This is a genomic window from Plantactinospora sp. GCM10030261 (genome assembly GCF_042666615.1).
Classification (GTDB): Bacteria; Actinomycetota; Actinomycetes; order Mycobacteriales; family Micromonosporaceae; genus KBS50.
Genome location: NZ_JBHTDD010000008.1, coordinates 194,140 through 208,675, shown reverse-complemented (window position 1 = coordinate 208,675; position 14,536 = coordinate 194,140). Strand labels below are relative to the sequence as shown.

Annotated in this window: 18 protein-coding genes and 1 pseudogene; 12 read left to right on the top strand and 7 right to left on the bottom strand. The window is 71.5% G+C overall.

The genetic code is table 11. From position 1 onward, the window contains the following. Positions 1 to 38: 38 nt before the first annotated feature. Complete coding sequence (locus ACFQUZ_RS12750; protein WP_377441511.1) at positions 39 to 2,564, bottom strand: ABC transporter permease; 2,526 nt, start codon at positions 2,562 to 2,564, stop codon at positions 39 to 41. Next, a complete protein-coding gene (locus tag ACFQUZ_RS12745) occupies positions 2,564 to 3,304 on the bottom strand; it encodes an ABC transporter ATP-binding protein (RefSeq protein ID WP_377441509.1) in 741 nt (246 codons plus the stop codon). The genes ACFQUZ_RS12750 and ACFQUZ_RS12745 overlap by 1 nt, the downstream gene beginning before the upstream one ends. Positions 3,305 to 3,425: 121 nt before the next feature. On the opposite strand from ACFQUZ_RS12745, the gene ACFQUZ_RS12740 reads away from it, so the two are divergent. The 5 genes from ACFQUZ_RS12740 (at position 3,426) to ACFQUZ_RS12720 (ending at position 7,805) form a co-directional block, all read left to right on the top strand. After that, on the top strand, positions 3,426 to 4,373 hold the full coding sequence (locus ACFQUZ_RS12740; RefSeq protein WP_377441507.1) for a L,D-transpeptidase: 948 nt from the start codon (positions 3,426 to 3,428) through the stop codon (positions 4,371 to 4,373). A gap of 69 nt (positions 4,374 to 4,442) precedes the next feature. After that, entirely contained in the window at positions 4,443 to 4,757 is a 315-nt protein-coding gene (locus ACFQUZ_RS12735) for a hypothetical protein (protein ID WP_377441505.1), read from the top strand. Positions 4,758 to 4,904: 147 nt separating this feature from the next. Further along, on the top strand, positions 4,905 to 5,309 hold the full coding sequence (locus ACFQUZ_RS12730) for a YciI family protein (protein WP_377441503.1): 405 nt from the start codon (positions 4,905 to 4,907) through the stop codon (positions 5,307 to 5,309). A gap of 334 nt (positions 5,310 to 5,643) precedes the next feature. Continuing rightward, positions 5,644 to 7,137, top strand: a complete 1,494-nt coding sequence (locus ACFQUZ_RS12725; protein ID WP_377441501.1) for a sigma-70 family RNA polymerase sigma factor — start codon at positions 5,644 to 5,646, stop codon at positions 7,135 to 7,137. A 47-nt stretch (positions 7,138 to 7,184) separates the two neighbouring features. Beyond that, a complete protein-coding gene (locus tag ACFQUZ_RS12720; protein WP_377441499.1) occupies positions 7,185 to 7,805 on the top strand; it encodes a GNAT family N-acetyltransferase in 621 nt (206 codons plus the stop codon). 66 nt (positions 7,806 to 7,871) lie between these two features. Here the strand turns inward: ACFQUZ_RS12720 and ACFQUZ_RS12715 are convergent, their stop codons facing one another. After that, a complete protein-coding gene (locus ACFQUZ_RS12715) occupies positions 7,872 to 7,979 on the bottom strand; it encodes a DUF397 domain-containing protein (protein WP_377441611.1) in 108 nt (35 codons plus the stop codon). Next, a pseudogene (locus ACFQUZ_RS12710) lies at positions 7,969 to 8,457 on the bottom strand (DUF5753 domain-containing protein); the annotation flags it as partial. The pseudogene ACFQUZ_RS12710 and the gene ACFQUZ_RS12715, both read right to left, overlap by 11 nt. Between ACFQUZ_RS12710 and ACFQUZ_RS12705 the strand changes: the two are divergent. Continuing rightward, complete coding sequence (locus tag ACFQUZ_RS12705) at positions 8,456 to 8,683, top strand: hypothetical protein (protein ID WP_377441621.1); 228 nt, start codon at positions 8,456 to 8,458, stop codon at positions 8,681 to 8,683. The pseudogene ACFQUZ_RS12710 and the gene ACFQUZ_RS12705 overlap by 2 nt on opposite strands. Before the next feature lie 467 nt (positions 8,684 to 9,150). Then, positions 9,151 to 10,104: a GNAT family N-acetyltransferase gene (locus tag ACFQUZ_RS12700; RefSeq protein WP_377441497.1), complete on the top strand. Its 954-nt coding sequence runs from the start codon at positions 9,151 to 9,153 to the stop codon at positions 10,102 to 10,104. On the opposite strand, the gene ACFQUZ_RS12695 is transcribed toward ACFQUZ_RS12700, so the two are convergent. The 3 genes from ACFQUZ_RS12695 to ACFQUZ_RS12685 form a co-directional block, all read right to left on the bottom strand. Continuing rightward, on the bottom strand, positions 10,105 to 10,494 hold the full coding sequence (locus ACFQUZ_RS12695) for a type II toxin-antitoxin system VapC family toxin (RefSeq protein WP_377441495.1): 390 nt from the start codon (positions 10,492 to 10,494) through the stop codon (positions 10,105 to 10,107). It lies immediately after the preceding gene. After that, positions 10,491 to 10,775 (bottom strand): type II toxin-antitoxin system Phd/YefM family antitoxin, encoded by a 285-nt coding sequence (locus ACFQUZ_RS12690; RefSeq protein ID WP_377441493.1) that lies wholly within the window; start codon positions 10,773 to 10,775, stop codon positions 10,491 to 10,493. The genes ACFQUZ_RS12695 and ACFQUZ_RS12690 overlap by 4 nt, the downstream gene beginning before the upstream one ends. 73 nt (positions 10,776 to 10,848) lie before the next feature. Beyond that, on the bottom strand, positions 10,849 to 11,238 hold the full coding sequence (locus ACFQUZ_RS12685) for a lasso peptide biosynthesis B2 protein (protein ID WP_377441491.1): 390 nt from the start codon (positions 11,236 to 11,238) through the stop codon (positions 10,849 to 10,851). A gap of 161 nt (positions 11,239 to 11,399) precedes the next feature. Here ACFQUZ_RS12685 and ACFQUZ_RS12680 point away from each other — a divergent pair, with 161 nt between their 5' ends. The 5 genes from ACFQUZ_RS12680 to ACFQUZ_RS12660 are packed head-to-tail and all read left to right on the top strand — an operon-like array spanning position 11,400 to position 14,526. Beyond that, positions 11,400 to 11,546, top strand: coding sequence for a lasso RiPP family leader peptide-containing protein (locus ACFQUZ_RS12680; protein WP_377441489.1), 147 nt, complete (start codon positions 11,400 to 11,402; stop codon positions 11,544 to 11,546). A gap of 32 nt (positions 11,547 to 11,578) precedes the next feature. Then, positions 11,579 to 12,193, top strand: coding sequence for an ATP-binding cassette domain-containing protein (locus tag ACFQUZ_RS12675; protein ID WP_377441487.1), 615 nt, complete (start codon positions 11,579 to 11,581; stop codon positions 12,191 to 12,193). Then, complete coding sequence (locus ACFQUZ_RS12670; RefSeq protein ID WP_377441485.1) at positions 12,190 to 13,035, top strand: ABC transporter permease; 846 nt, start codon at positions 12,190 to 12,192, stop codon at positions 13,033 to 13,035. The genes ACFQUZ_RS12675 and ACFQUZ_RS12670 overlap by 4 nt, the downstream gene beginning before the upstream one ends. Further along, positions 13,028 to 14,248, top strand: a complete 1,221-nt coding sequence (locus ACFQUZ_RS12665; protein ID WP_377441484.1) for an asparagine synthase-related protein — start codon at positions 13,028 to 13,030, stop codon at positions 14,246 to 14,248. The genes ACFQUZ_RS12670 and ACFQUZ_RS12665 overlap by 8 nt, the downstream gene beginning before the upstream one ends. Continuing rightward, positions 14,245 to 14,526, top strand: coding sequence for a PqqD family protein (locus tag ACFQUZ_RS12660; protein ID WP_377441482.1), 282 nt, complete (start codon positions 14,245 to 14,247; stop codon positions 14,524 to 14,526). Before ACFQUZ_RS12665 ends, ACFQUZ_RS12660 begins: the two co-directional genes overlap by 4 nt. Positions 14,527 to 14,536: the final 10 nt, after the last annotated feature.

Sequence of the window (14,536 nt, the reverse complement as noted above, 5' to 3'; positions counted from 1 at the left end):
CTCGTCGATCTAGATCGACGGGAAAGGGGGTGGGTGGGTCAGGGGTGGGACATCGCGGCTACTACCGAGGACCGGGCGGCCCGGCGGGCGGGCAGCACCGCGGCGAGCACGGCCGCGACGGCGGCCAGCGTCACGTACCCGGCGAGTTGGCCGGCCGGGACCGTGACGATCGGGTCGATGCCGTCGAACATGACCCGAGCGGTCAGCAGGCCGTAGAGCAACCCGAAGCCGATCCCCACGCTCGCCCCGACAACACCCATGAGCAGCGCTTCCACCAACAGGGTGAGCCGGAGCTGGGTACGCGTGAGCCCGAGCGCTCGGACGACCGCCGACTCTCGGGTGCGTTCCAGCACCGACAGCGAGAGCGTGTTCATGATCCCGATCAACGCGATGATGATCGCCACTGCCAGCAGGGCCGCCACCACGGTGATCAACTGCTCCACGGCCTGCGTGATCTGATCCCGCCACACCGCGAGGCTCTGCACGCCGGTCAGCGGGTAGTCGTCGGTGACCGACTCCACCACGGCCCGCGAGTCGGCCGGCGACACGCCGTCGGCGGCCCGCACCATCACCAGGTCGTCCTGCCGCGCGTCGGGATACAGCCCCTCGAAGTCGGACCAGCGCACCAGCACGTCGCCGGTGTTCGAGCGGCCCTCCGCCAACCCGGCCACGGTGAGGACGCGCTGCCGCCCGTCGCGCCCGGTGACGGTGACCTGGTCCCCAAGGTCGCGCCCGGTCGCACCGGGACCACCGGTGAACAGCACGACCCGGCCGGGCGTCAGGTCCCGCAGCGACCCGGCCACCAGCTCCGGACCGTTCAAGGTGGCCAGTGCCTCGTCGTCCAGGGTGCCCACCCGGGTACCGTCGCCATCCAGCACGCCGGACTCGATGCGCACCTGGGTCACCGACGACAACCGTTCCTCCGCACGCAACCGGTCCGCCACCTCGGCCGGCACGCCGGACTCGCCCTCCAGGATCTGCGACCGCACCAGGAAGTCGAACGGATAGTTAGCGGCCAGTTCGTGGTCGGCAGTCCGCTGCACGGTGTTGACGGCCACGGTGGCGGCCGACATCAGCCCCACCCCGATCATCAGGGCGGCGGTCGTGGCGGCGGCCCGGCCCGGGTTACGCCGGGCGTTCGCCGAGGCCAGTTTCACAGGCGTGCCGAAGACGCGGCCCGGTAGCCAGCCCAGCGCGGCGGTCAGCGGGCCGACGAACAGTGGCGAGACGATCAGCACGGCGAGGAAGTTGGCCAACCCGCCGGCCACCACCAGCACGGTGGCCGTCTGCGAGTCGTCGACCCGGTTCGAGGCGTACCAGGTGAGCGCGGAGCCCGGCACCGCGACAAGCGTCCCGGCGGCGATCAGCAGTACCCGCCGGCGGGTCGGGGTGACGTCGCCCGCGGCGCTGCCGCGCAGCGCCGCGAGCGGCGCAACCCGGGTGGACCGGACCGCCGGCAGCAGCGCGGCGACGACCGTGACCAGCACGCCCACCAGCACGGCGACCAGCACCGGGGTGACCGTGACCACCGGCGGATGGGCGGGCAGCTCGGCGCCCACCGCGTTCGCGCCGCCGAACAACCCGATGGCGACGAGCACGCCGACGCCGATCCCGATGAGTGCGCCGACCAGCCCGACGACCGCCGATTCCAGCAGCACCGAGCCGAAGACCTGGCGGCGGGACGCGCCGACGCAGCGCAGCAGCGCCAGCTCGCGGATCCGCTGCGCGATCAGGATGGTGAACGTGTTGTAGATGACGAAGGCGGCCACCACGCAGGCGATCCCGGCGAAGACCAGCAGGATGGTTAGGAACGGGCCGAGCTGGCCGGTGGCGGCGTCGGCCAGGTCGTACCGGTACTCGGCACCGGTGCGTACCCGCAGGTCGGCCGGGACGGCGGCGGCCACCCGGCGGGCCAGTTCCGACTCGTCGACGCTGGCGGCAGCGACCGCCACCACCTGCTCGGGCTGGTCGGCCCCGGTCAACGCGGTGATGCCACCGTCGGTGAGCAGCACCACCGACTGGTCCGCGTACTGCCTGGCGGCACCGAAGTCGGCGGTCCCGACCAGGGTGAGCTGCCGGCGGTCCTGGTCCTGGTCCAGCACGGTGATCTGGTCGCCGATCCGGTACTCCGTCCGGTCGGCGGTGGCCACGTCGAGCGCCGCCTCCCCGGCCGCCGCCGGTGCGCGACCGGCAGCGATGTCGTACGGGCGCAGTCGGGGTTCGGTGCCGGCGGAGATGGTGATTCCCGGGTTCATGCCGTTGTCGACAAGTTTGCCGCGCCGATCCAGCAGCGGCAGCGGCCGTTCCATCCGGCCCTCGGCGGCGGCGACCCCGGGCACGGCCCGCACGGTGTCCACCGTGCCGCCCGGCAGATCGAGGTCGGACTCCACCGACACGTCGACGTTGCTGGCCGCCCGGGCGAACTGGTCGTAAGTCGCGGCCCGGACCGTGTCCCCGAAGATCAGGGTGCCGGCCACGAAGCCGACGCCGAGGACCACCGCGAGGGCGGTGGCCACCAGCCGGAACGGGTGTGCCCGCAGGGTGCGGAGCGTGGTGCGCAGCATCAGTCCCCCAGGTGGCGGAGCGCGTCGAGCACGGTGTCGGCGGTCGGGTCGACGATGTCGCCGGCCAGCCGCCCGTCGGAGAGCAGCACCACCCGGTCGGCGTACGAGGCGGCGACCGGGTCGTGGGTGACCATGACGACCGTCTGGTTCAGCTCCCGCACGCTGTGCCGGAGGAAGTCGAGCACCTCGGCCGACGAGCGGGAGTCCAGGTTGCCGGTCGGTTCGTCCGCGAAGATGACGTCGGGTCGGCCGAGCAGCGCGCGGGCGCACGCCACCCGCTGCTGCTGGCCACCGGAGAGCTGGCTGGGCCGGTGGTGCAGCCGATCCGCCAGGCCGAGGACGCCGACCAGCCGGTCGTGCCAGTCCGGGTCGGGGCGGCGGCCGGCGAGGTCCAGCGGCAGCGTGATGTTCTGCCCGGCGGTCAGCGTGGGCAGCAGGTTGAACGCCTGGAAGACGAAGCCGATCCGGTCCCGGCGCAACCGGGTGAGCGCCGTGTCGGACAGCCTGGTCAGCTCGTGCTCGCCGAGCCGGATGCTGCCACTGGTGGCCACGTCCAGCCCGGCCGCGCAGTGCATGAGCGTCGACTTGCCGGACCCGGACGGACCCATGATGGTGGTGAACGCCCCGGCGGCGAAGTCGACGGACACTCCGGCGAGGGCGTGGACGGCCGCGTCGCCGGAGCCGTACGTCTTCGTCAGCTCGGTGACGGACACCGCCGGGCGGGTGAGGGTCATGGTCATGCGATCGACGCTAGGTTCGGGCCACCCTTGTCGGCGTCCGTCCGGGGTGCCGTCGACGCGTACGCCTCAGGTCGGACCGCGCCCGGCGGAAGCCCGTCCCAGGTCCCGTAGAGTCGTGGGGGTGACTGTCCCGTCCCCCCCGGTTCCGTCTCCGTCAGCCGGATCGACGCCGTCGGCTGACGCCCCGGCGCCGACTCGGCGGTGGCTGCCGGTCGGGGTCGTCGCCGGTCTGGTCGTGCTCGCCATGCTGGTGATCGTCGGTTTGGTGGTGGCGCTCTCCGGTGACGCCGATCGGCCGCCGGCACCCGGTGCCGGGGCCGGCGAGCCGATGCGGGCCAGCCCCGCGCCGTCGAGCGTGGCGCCGACCACCGCCGCGCCGCTGACGGCCGCGCCCGCGCCGGCCTTCCTGAAGACCATCGACTACGGCCCGGCGCCGAGCGGCTTCCCGGCCGACCCTGATCCACAGTCGACGGTACGGCCCTCCGAAGGGCTGCACCCGGTCGACAGGACCCCCGTGTACGACGCGCCGGGCGGCAAGCCGCGCGCCTTCCTCGCCCCGACGATCTCCGGTGTCCCGCTGACCATGCCGATCGTCGAGCGGCGGTCCGGCTGGGCCGCGGTGTTGCTGCCGTCGGCGAACCGGACCATCGGCTGGGTGCCGCCCGGTGACTGGGAGACGGTGCCGCTACGCGACCTGATCGTGATCGAGCGGCGCTCGCACCGGCTGATCTGGCTACGCGACGACAAGGAGATGCGCTCCTGGCGGGTGACGCTCGGCGCGCCGGAAACCCCCACCCCGCTCGGCCGTTCGTTCGTCCTGGGCCGGTCAAAACTGCCCGGAAAGGTGTACGCGAACACCGACGTCTTCGCACTCGGCTCGCTCCCGGAGAACGTGGACAACCTGCCGACGGCGCTGCGCGGCGCGCACATCGGCATCCACGCCTGGCACAACGACAATTCGCTCGGCAAGTACGTGAGCGACGGTTGCATCCGGTTGACCCGTGACGCACAACGGGAACTGCTCTCCGAGATCGCGCCCGGCACCACGGTCGTCACCGTCGACCGCTGAGCGGCATCTCGGGCTTGGCGTTCACGGTCGGCGTTTGCGGGGGCGCCTCCGGCGGGAACATCGTCCGGCATGACCGTCGCCGCCACCGTCACCTTCCACCGGCCCGCCTCCGGCTGGCGAGACATGCTCCGGCCGTACAAGCTACTCATCGACGGCCAGGTCAAGGGCACGATCCGTCGTGATCAAGCCCGCAGCTTCGTGGTGGCGCCCGGCCGGCATGTGGCGCAGGCCCGGATCGACTGGACCGGCAGCCGTCCGGTGGAGTTCGAGGTCGGCCCGGGAGGCACTGTGGAACTGGTGGTGACCCCGAACGGCGAGTTGGTCAACCAGTTCTGGCAGATCTTCACCCGGGACCGCTGGTTGAGCCTCACCCAAATGCGCTGACGCTGCCGCTGGCGGGGCGGGCCGGGCCGGGCCGGGCCGGGCCGGGCCGGGCCACCGAAGGATCGCCGACGTGCGACACGGCCCAGATCCTGTCCTCTGGCGGCATCGCCCGGTCGACGCACTGGTAGACAGACAGTCGCATCGACCGTGGAGGAACTCATGCACTTCATGCTGCTGCTCAAGGGCGACCCGGCTCCGGACCAGCCGCCGTCGCAGGAACTGGTGAACGCGATGGGCGACTACCTGCGAGAGCTGACCCAGGCGGGGATCCTGCTGGCCGCCGAAGGGCTCTACCCGAGCGGAGCCGGTGGCGCTCGGGTGATCTACTCGGGCGGTAGGCGGACCGTGGTGGACGGGCCGTTCGCCGAGGCCAAGGAGTTGGTCGCCGGCTTCTTCCTGATCGACGTCAAGTCGCCGGAGGAGGCCATCGAGTGGGCGAAGCGGTGCCCCGTGCACCTGGCGGTCACCGGAGACCAGGAGGCCGTGGTGGAGGTACGCCGGGCCGCGTCGTCGGCCGCCGAGGTGCATCCGGATCTGACCGACCCCGCCTGAACAAAAGCCGGCGACCCCGGGCCCCCGCCACTCCGTCGCCTCGCGGCGGATTCCGCGCGGCCACATCCGCCACACCAGGCACATGCCACACCCGCCCACACCCACACCCACACCCACACCCACCCGCCCACACCCACCCGCCCACACCCACACCCACAACCACCCGCCCACATCCGCCCACCCACCGCCACGAAGATCGACTCGATGTCGGCGTATAGCGGGGTCAGGCCCGGCCCAACCCCGCAACTTCGCCGACATCGAGTCGATCAATCGGCCCGTTGCAGGGACCGTGCGAGCCGATCTACCTGGGGTGCCGCCGAGATCGTGCGGTTGAATGGGTGCCGTGACGGCTCCCGGCGACAGCGACCAGCAGGGCGGAAGCGGCCCCGAGCCCGAGCCTGACCACCGCCACGAACCCGAGCCCGACCACGGCCAAGGCCACGGCCACGGATCCGGCCACGGCCACGGCCACGGATCCGGCCACGGCCACGAACCCGACCACCGCCACGAACCCGAACCCGACCACGGTCACGACCCTGGCGGCGAGCCCGAGCGCCAGCCCGAGCGTGGCCGCGATGCTCGCCGGGCGGCGGACGCGATCGAGGCGGTGTGGCGGATCGAGTCGGCTCGACTGGTCGCGGGCCTGGCCCGGATGGTGGGTGATGTCGGCCAGGCCGAGGAGTTGGCCCAGGACGCGCTGGTCGCCGCCATGGAGCAGTGGCCGGCCGAGGGGGTGCCGCGCAATCCGGGTGCCTGGCTGATGTCGGTGGCGAAGCGCCGGGCCGTCGACAGCATCCGGCGCCAGCAGCGGTACGCGCGAAAGCTCACCGAGATCGGCCGGGACCTGGAGGTTAGCGGTGCCACCGGCGAGGCCGGGATCGACGCGGCGATCGAGGACCACATCGAGGACGACCTGCTCCGGCTGATGTTCGTGTCCTGCCACCCGGTGTTGACCACCGAGGCGCGGGTGGCGTTGACCCTGCGCCTGCTCGGCGGGCTCACCTCCGACGAGATCGCCCGCGCGTTCCTGCTGCCCGAGCCGACGGTGGCGAAGCGGCTGGTCCGGGCCAAGCGGACGTTGACCGACGCGGGAGTGCCGTTCGAGGTGCCGCAGGGCGACGAGCGCACCGCCCGGCTGTCGTCGATCCTCGAAGTGATCTACCTGGTCTACAACGAGGGCTACTCGGCCACCGCCGGGGACGACTGGATGCGACCGGAGCTGTGCGCCGAGGCGCTGCGACTGGGCCGGATCCTCGCCGGCCTGATGCCGGACGAGCCCGAGGTGCACGGGCTGATCTCGCTCATGGAGATCCAGACCTCCCGGGCGGCGGCCCGCACCGCCGCGGACGGTACGCCGATCCGGCTGCTGGAGCAGGACCGGGGACGCTGGGACCAACTGCACATCCGGCGCGGGTTGGCGGCACTGGACCGGGCCGCGACATTTCCCGGTACGCCCGGCCCGTACACGATCCAGGCGGCCATCGCGGCGTGCCACGCCCGCGCGCGTACCGCCGAGGAGACCGACTGGCGGCGGATGGCGACACTGTACGAGTTGCTGGCCACGGTGGCACCCTCGCCGGTGGTCGAGCTGAACCGGGCGGTCGCGCTCGGCATGGCGTACGGGCCGGAGGCCGGCCTGGCCCTGGTGGACCAGCTCGTCGACGAGCCGACACTGCGGGCGTACCACCTGCTGCCGAGCGTGCGCGGAGATCTGCTGGCGCGGCTGGGCCGGCCGGCTGAGGCGCGGGCCGAGTTCGAGCGGGCGGCGGGGCTGACCCGCAACGCCCGGGAGCGCACCCTGCTCCTCGCCCGCGCCGCCGAGCTGTAAGGGTTATCGCGTTCCGGAGCGGGAGGGCCGCTATTACGATCGGGCCGATGCGGATCCGACGGGCCGAGAGCACTGACGCGGCGGCGCTGGCCGAGGTGCACGTACGGTCGTGGCAGGCGACGTACCGCGGTCTGGTGCCGCAGGACTACCTGGACGGACTCGACCCGGCGGACCGGGTGGACGGCTGGGCGCGCATCGTCGCCAGCGCGGACTGGCCGCGTCAGGGCACCCTGGTCGCCGAGTCCGACGGCCGGGGCGTGGTCGGCTTCGCCGCGTTCGGCCCCGACCGCGGCGACGACACCGTCGACAACAACCACACCGGCCCCGACCGGGACGCCGGCGCCGTCGACAACAACCGCGCCGGTCACGGCGCTACCACCGACGCTGGCCGGCAACCGCCGACCGTTACCGGTGAGCTGTTCGCAATCTATGCGCTGCCCGAGGTGTGGGGCACCGGCATGGGCCGCGCCCTGGTGGCGGAGACGCTGCGCACCATGGACGAGGCCGGCTACCGAGAGGCCGTCCTGTGGGTGCTGGACGGCAACCGGCGGGCCCGCCGGTTCTACGCCGTCGGCGGCTGGGTGGCCGACGGCACGACCCGGACCGACGACGACCGCGGTTTCCCCATGAACGAGGTGCGCTACCGCCACCCCCTGATCCCCAGGTGACGCGCTATGTCGATCGTGGATTCCTGAGGCCCCTCCAGGGGCACCATCAATCCACGATCGACACGGTCAACGGGAGATGGATCGGGTGACGAAGGCCCGCCAGGCGGTCGGGGTGAAGACGAGCGCCGGATCGGCCGGGTCCCTGCTGCCCCGTAGCGACGTCTTCCGGTCGATCCGTGACCTGAGCGTTGAGCTGCCCGTGAGCGCACGCGGCGCGCTGGCCGTCGGGCAACTGAGCCAATACGAACGGACCGCCTAGACCGCCGTACACGCCGATCCGCGACGAAACGATGTGGATCTGGACATGCGGCAGTTGGGCGCATTCCGCGAGATGGGCCAGTTGCCTGGCCATGAGCGATCGCTGTTCCTCCGTGACACGGGTCAGAACCGCCTGGTCCAGCACCACGACGACCATCGGCGGGTTGATCACGCAGGATGGCCTGGCGACTCAGCCGGGCCGCGACCAGTTGGTCAACCCGTTCGACGGAAGCATCTCACCGGCCAGGGTCAGCCGGGCGTACTCCTCGGTCTGGAAGAGACCTGGCAACCACGCCGGCTCAAACCAACGCAGCGTCTCTGCCTCGCGCTCGAACTCGATCCATCCCTGGAGCCAGATCGGGGCGCCGAGCTTTCGTACAGCCGGGAGGGCCATGCGAGTCACGTCCTGGCGCTGCGCGCCCGAGGTCTCCATCCCCGCTGCGGCGCCGATCGCCCCACCCGGCCACGTCAACCGAACCGGCACCGCCGGCCGCACCGACGCCCACCGGGTTGGGCAACCGCCACCACCGAGGAACTTCCGCCGGTACGCCGTACGAGCCGACCTGAACGGTCCGAGCGGCGCGACGGGGCCACCCGCGAACGGTGGCCACTTCTGGTGACCAGGCGTGCCGCGTACCGCCGTCGGCCGCATCTGCCGGTGCGGCCGATCTGGCGATGCCGCGCCGACGGTCAACCATGGCCGTGCGGGGAGGCCCGGTTGCGCCTGCTCACCGAGTACCGGGACGACCTGACCGGCCTGGCGATCTACCTGTCCGCGCACCTGGACGACGCCGTACGCGACCTCTGCGCCTTGCACCCCGACAATCCTCCCGCCCCACGGTGCTGTGGACCCGCTTTCGCGGCTGGCTCGACGTCCCGCGCCGGAGCGGCCGGGATCGGCCGGCCAAGTGTGCAGAGTTGTAGTGGCCCCAGCCCCGCCCCAGCCACAACAACCCCACACAATCTGCCGGCAACGGCAACGGCAACGGCAACGGCGACGGGCGACGGGCGACGGGCGACGGGCGACGGGCGACGGTGACAGAAACGGCGTTGCGGACGGCGATCCGCGCCGGTTGACTCGCCCATCATGGAGATCGTCGAACGCCGGTACGCCGATGCCGATCTGCCCCGGCTCCAGGAGACGGTGGCCGGCTGGATCGCCGAGGCGGGCCGCTGCGGATACGACCACATCGGCGAGTTGCCACACCGTATCTACGAGAACCTGCGGGGCCGGGCAACCGACGAGCACGGCCAACCAGCCGACCAGCCGGCGACCGCCCATCACGGCCCGCCGTCGGGCGGACCGGTGCGGCTGTGGGAGGCCGGCGACGAGATCGTCGGCGTCGCGATCTGTGGCCGGTTCGGTGAGGCGTTCGACGTGTTCGCCGCGCCCGCGCTGCGGGGCACCGGCGCCGAATGTCACATGCTCGACACGGCCGCCGCCGGCACCGCCGAGCTGATCGCTCCCGGCGGGTACGTCCTCACCGATGTCTGGAGCTGCGACGAGCACCGCATCCGGCTGCTCACCGAGCTGGGCTTCGAGCACTTCCGCACCTGGGATCATGTCCGGGAACGGGAGCTGACCGGCGCGCTGCCCGACCCCGTGGTGCCGCCGGGTTTCCGGGTCCGCAGCGCGACGATCGACGACGCCGAGCGGCTCGCCGCCGTCCACAACGAGTCGTTCGATTCCGACTGGACCGGCGACACGTACCGGGCCGCGGTGATGGTCCGCCCCGGCTACGACCCGGCGCGCGAGGTCGTCGCCGAGGCCCCGGACGGACGGCTGGCGGCGTACACCGTCTATTGGACCGACGGGCGCAACCGCGCCGGGCACTTCGAGCCGGTCGGCACGTCGCGTCACTTCCGGCGGCTCGGCCTGGCCCGCGCGATCATGCTGGAGTCGATGCGCCGGATGCGGGACGCCGGGCTGACCAGCGTGTCGGTGAACCACAACGCGGACAACAAGGCGGCACTCAGACTGTACGAGTCGCTCGGCTTCGCCCGCACCCACGACACGTACGGCTTCCGCCGCCCCCGCTGATCAGACGCCCGGAGCAGCGACGGGAAGGCCGATCGAGGTTGCGACATCTGACATCCTTTTGTCGTACGTGACAAGCACGTCAAGGGCGTCCCCGAGGATCTGGGCGCTCGCCACGTGCAACGCGGCCAGGGTCCGGATCCCCGCAGGCAGGATCGCCGCCGCGTCCCGGACTTCCTCGGTCAACAGGATCTCGGTGAAGTCCCGCGCCAAAGTTTGCATGGTGTCGGGATAGTCCCCGATCCGGTCGAGGGTGCGCACCGTCTCGACGAATCCGATGGTGCTGGTCGCCATCGGCATGCCTGCCCGCGCCGCCAGGAACTCCCGCAGTTCGGTGGCGTAGGGCCGCCCCGAGAGGAGCGTGATCAAGGCGGACGAGTCGAGGTAGATCACCGCTCGTCGTCCTCGCGGTCGGCCAGCAGCAGGTCAAGGGGCGACACATCAGGGGGTACGTCGTACTGGGGCAGCCGGTCGAGATCACTCGTGGTGGTCGCCTTGAGCCGGATCAGGCCCTTGGCCACCAGGGACGAGTATCTGCCCAGTGTCCCTGACCCCGGGAGCAGAACGGCGATCACGTTGCCGTGCCGTGTCACTTCGATCGTCTCGCCCCGCTCCACTCGGGCGAACATGGCGCTGGGGTTGTAGGAGAACTCCCGCACGGACACGGTGCTCATGTGCCACGCCTCCCATGTGCCGACAACGCCACGATTGTACCCACAACGGGGGCCGGCGGTTTACGACCCGCCATCATCGTGCCAGCCAGGCGTCGGGCGCCGGATAGCGGTGGATCTCCAGCATCCGGGCCGCCTCGACGTCGATGTCACCGTCGAGCCAGGCGTGCGCGTGGAAGTCGTCGCTCGGCGCGGTCACCCCGATGACGATGGTCCGGCTGGTCCGATGGGCGGCGTACCAGCGTTGCCGGACCAGCGAGCGTTCCAGGCAGTTGGCGCCGGCCCGGCGCAGGGCGCGCAGCACGATGTGCGGGTTGCCGCTGGTCGGTGGCGCCGGCAGCCGGACGGCTTGGGGTCCGCCGTGCGTGAGCTGGCGGCGGACCCGCCGGTACGCACGCAGGGTCCACCATGCCAGCCGTACGCCGGTCGGCCCGTCCCGGCGCAGCAGACGGATTGACGCCATCATCAGCCGCGCACCGCGCCGGAACAGGAGGAGCGTCGTTGACAGGGGAGTGCTGGGTCGGCTCGCCACTGACCATCCCTCTCAAACCATGTCACTTCGGCAGTGAATAGAGTTTGCTGCGTATATAGTCTTCTATTGAGCTATGAGCACGAAAGGGTGCCAAAATGAATGAGACTCGCGAAAGCTACCCGTCGGTCGAGCGCGAGTACGAGCCGCCTCGGCTGCGACGCCTGGGCACCCTCGCCGAACTGACGAAGGCCGGGGAGGGTCCGATCGACGATGGCCAAGCCGGGTTCCAGGGGGCGTCGTGAGCTGACCTTCGGCACGCCTGGGCAGCGGAACGATGAGCATCAGGACCCTCGGTGCCGCCCGGTCGTTCGCCGGTCGGTCCGTCTTCTCCGGCCTCGATCTGGACGTCGCCACGGGTTCCCGCCTGCTCCTTGCCGGCGGCAACGGCTCCGGTAAGACCACGCTGCTCCGCTGCCTGGCCGGCACGCTGACCCTCACCGCCGGTCGGGCCGAGATCTGCGGGTTACCTGCCGGTTCGCTTGGCGCACGCCAGCGCGTGGGCCTGTGCCTGGCACCCGAGCAGGGACTTTATGACCGGCTCTCGGCCCGCGCCAACCTTGAGTTGGTCGCGAGCCTGCGGCTGTCCCGGACCGCCGCCACCTCTGCTGTCACCGAGGTGGAACGTGAGTTCGAGATCGACGCGTACGCCACGCTGCCGGCCCAACACTGTTCAGCCGGCATGCGAGCCCGGGTGAGCATCGCGCGGGCCCTGCTTGGCGGGCCGGCGGTGCTGCTGCTCGACGAGCCCGGCCGCTCCCTCGACGAGCGCGGTCGCACCCTGCTCTGGGCCGCGTTGGACCGTCGCCGGCTGACCTGTGTGATCGCCTCGCACCAACCGGACGACCGGTCCCGCTGCGACGAGGCACTCGACCTCCCGGTACGCCGGTGACCGCTGCCGGTCGCTTCGCCTCGACCGTCCGCCTGGCCCGCCGATCGCCCGGCGGTCGCGCGAGTCCGGTGCTCGCCCTGCTTCGTCGTGACCTCGTGGAACAGCCGATACTCAGGGTCTCGCTGCTGTTCGACTTCGCGTTCGCCACGGTCAATCTGGCTATCTTCCTGCTGATCTCGCGCCTGATCCCCGAATCCGGGGGCCCGACCCACTCGGCGGGCTACTTCGATTTCGTGGCAGTGGGCCTCGCCTTCACGATCGTCATCCAGGCGGCCACCGCGCAGCTCACCTCGCGAATCGCCCGGGAACAGCGCGGCGGCACCCTGGAGGTCCTGGCCGCCCAGCCGGTTCGCGGCTCGACACTCGCGGTGGGTCTCGCCGCGTATCCGTTCCTGTTCGCCGTTTTCCGCGCCGCCGTCTACTTCGCCGTCCTCGGCCCGTTGCTGGGGCTGGGTGTGGACCGCGCGGACTGGGCCGGGGTCGCGGTCCTGCTACTGCTGGGCGGTGCCGCGATGGCCGGCGTCGGCATCGTGCTGATGGCTTTCGCGATCGTGGTCGGGCACGGGGACCTGGCGGGTCGGGTGGTCGTGCTGGCCCTCGCCTTCCTCTCCGGCACCTATTTCCCGATCGAGACGCTCGATCCGAGGCTGGAGACGGTGACCGCCGGCCTGCCCAGCCGGGTGGCGCTCGACGGCCTCCGCGCCGCTGTCGCGGGCGACTCATGGATCGAGGCGGCCCTGATCCTGCTGGCAAGCACCGCCGTGCTCGTGCCGGCCGCGGCATGGATTTTCGGTCGGGCCGTTCGGCTGGCCGCCAAACGAGGAGTGCTGACCCGTGACTGAACCGAACGTGCCGCGACCAACCGCTCGGGAGATCGCCATCGGCATGGTGCTGGATCCGCCCGACACGATCGCGCGGCTTCCTGATCCGTCGAGCCGGGACCCGCTGACAGCCCTGGAGCGGGCCATGCTGCCGGCGCTGACCCGGCCGCCCTGTGTCGTCAGCTTCTCCGGCGGACTGGACTCGTCGCTGATCCTCGCCCTCGCCGTGCGGATGGCCCGGGCCAACGGTCTCGCCGATCCGGTGCCGGTCACGATGCGGTTCTCCGACGCGCCCGCCGCCGACGAATCCGACTGGCAGGACGCTGTCGTCCGGGCCCTCGACATCGCGGGCCGGTGGCACGTCGTCACCTTCGACGACGAGTTGGACATTGTCGGTCCGGTGGCGCAGCGGGTGCTGCACCGGTACGGCGTCCTGTATCCACACAATCTCCATGGGTCCCTGCCGGCGATCGACCTGGCCAGAGGTGGCTCGGTGTTGACCGGCATCGGCGGGGATCAGATGCTCCTCGGGCTGCCCCGGCCGGCGTCGCATGATCGCCGTTCCGGGGCACTCCGCGCGCTGGCCCGGCTGCGCCGGCTGCCGGCCGCCCTCCGCCGTCGCATGTCCGGCGGCGCCCGTCCCGGTGCGGCGGCGGCCACCTTCGAGTGGCTCCGCCCGGCGGTGGCGGATCAGGCGAGGGCGGTCTGGGCCGCCGCCCGGCAGGCCGAGCCCGATCGGTTGGACCAGCGGATTCTGTGGCATCTCGGGCGTCGGGACCTTCGCCTGTGCCTGGCCGCTCTGGGGGCCGTCGGCGCGGACTACGACGTGGTGATGAATCATCCGCTGCTCGATCCGGTTTTCCTGGCCGCGTTGATCGCGAGAGATGGATACCGCCATCGTCCTACCCGGGACGAGTTGCTGTCCCGGATCGTCGGCGACACCCTGCCCGCGGTGGTGACCGCCCCGCGCCGGAAGGCCAAGTACCACGAGGCCTACCGGCGCCGGCACACCCGCGACTTCCTCCGCTCCTGGGACGGCACCGGTATGGACCTCGAATTCGTCGATCCGGTGGCCTTGCGTCGGATCTGGTCGCGCTGGCCCGTCCCGGCCACCAGCTCAATGTTGATCCAGCATCTCTGGCTGGCCGCACATCCCGAGTCGTCGGTCCGGCGTCGGGTGCCGGCCGCCATCCCGCGACCGGTGCCGCCGACCGGATTGGAGACATCGCGATGACCACCGACCAGCACGAGATCCATCGGATCGCCGGTCCACAGGTCGCCTGGCGGGCGGCCGGTGACGAGGTGGTCATCCTCGACACGGTCAACGCGGTCTACTTCGGGCTCGACCGGTCGGCGAGCCTGCTCTGGCACCGCCTGGTGGCCGGCGCGACAGTCGCCGAACTCGTCGCCACGCTTGTCGCCAACGCTCCGGTGGACGAGGCCCGGGCCGCAGCGGACGTCCACACCTTCCTCGAAGATCTGCGGCGGAACGGGTTGCTGCGGTCGGCCTGAGACACGATCG

Bases quoted from the DNA above. Each gene is read 5' to 3' on its own strand.
- ACFQUZ_RS12750 (WP_377441511.1), bottom strand. From the start codon at position 2,564: ATGCTGCGCACCACGCTCCGCACCCTGCGGGCACACCCGTTCCGGCTG.
- ACFQUZ_RS12745 (WP_377441509.1), bottom strand. From the start codon at position 3,304: ATGACCATGACCCTCACCCGCCCGGCGGTGTCCGTCACCGAGCTGACG.
- ACFQUZ_RS12735 (WP_377441505.1), top strand. From the start codon at position 4,443: ATGACCGTCGCCGCCACCGTCACCTTCCACCGGCCCGCCTCCGGCTGG.
- ACFQUZ_RS12725 (WP_377441501.1), top strand. From the start codon at position 5,644: ATGGGTGCCGTGACGGCTCCCGGCGACAGCGACCAGCAGGGCGGAAGC.
- ACFQUZ_RS12720 (WP_377441499.1), top strand. From the start codon at position 7,185: ATGCGGATCCGACGGGCCGAGAGCACTGACGCGGCGGCGCTGGCCGAG.
- ACFQUZ_RS12705 (WP_377441621.1), top strand. From the start codon at position 8,456: ATGCGAGTCACGTCCTGGCGCTGCGCGCCCGAGGTCTCCATCCCCGCT.
- ACFQUZ_RS12700 (WP_377441497.1), top strand. From the start codon at position 9,151: ATGGAGATCGTCGAACGCCGGTACGCCGATGCCGATCTGCCCCGGCTC.
- ACFQUZ_RS12690 (WP_377441493.1), bottom strand. From the start codon at position 10,775: ATGAGCACCGTGTCCGTGCGGGAGTTCTCCTACAACCCCAGCGCCATG.
- ACFQUZ_RS12685 (WP_377441491.1), bottom strand. From the start codon at position 11,238: ATGATGGCGTCAATCCGTCTGCTGCGCCGGGACGGGCCGACCGGCGTA.
- ACFQUZ_RS12680 (WP_377441489.1), top strand. From the start codon at position 11,400: ATGAATGAGACTCGCGAAAGCTACCCGTCGGTCGAGCGCGAGTACGAG.
- ACFQUZ_RS12675 (WP_377441487.1), top strand. From the start codon at position 11,579: ATGAGCATCAGGACCCTCGGTGCCGCCCGGTCGTTCGCCGGTCGGTCC.
- ACFQUZ_RS12660 (WP_377441482.1), top strand. From the start codon at position 14,245: ATGACCACCGACCAGCACGAGATCCATCGGATCGCCGGTCCACAGGTC.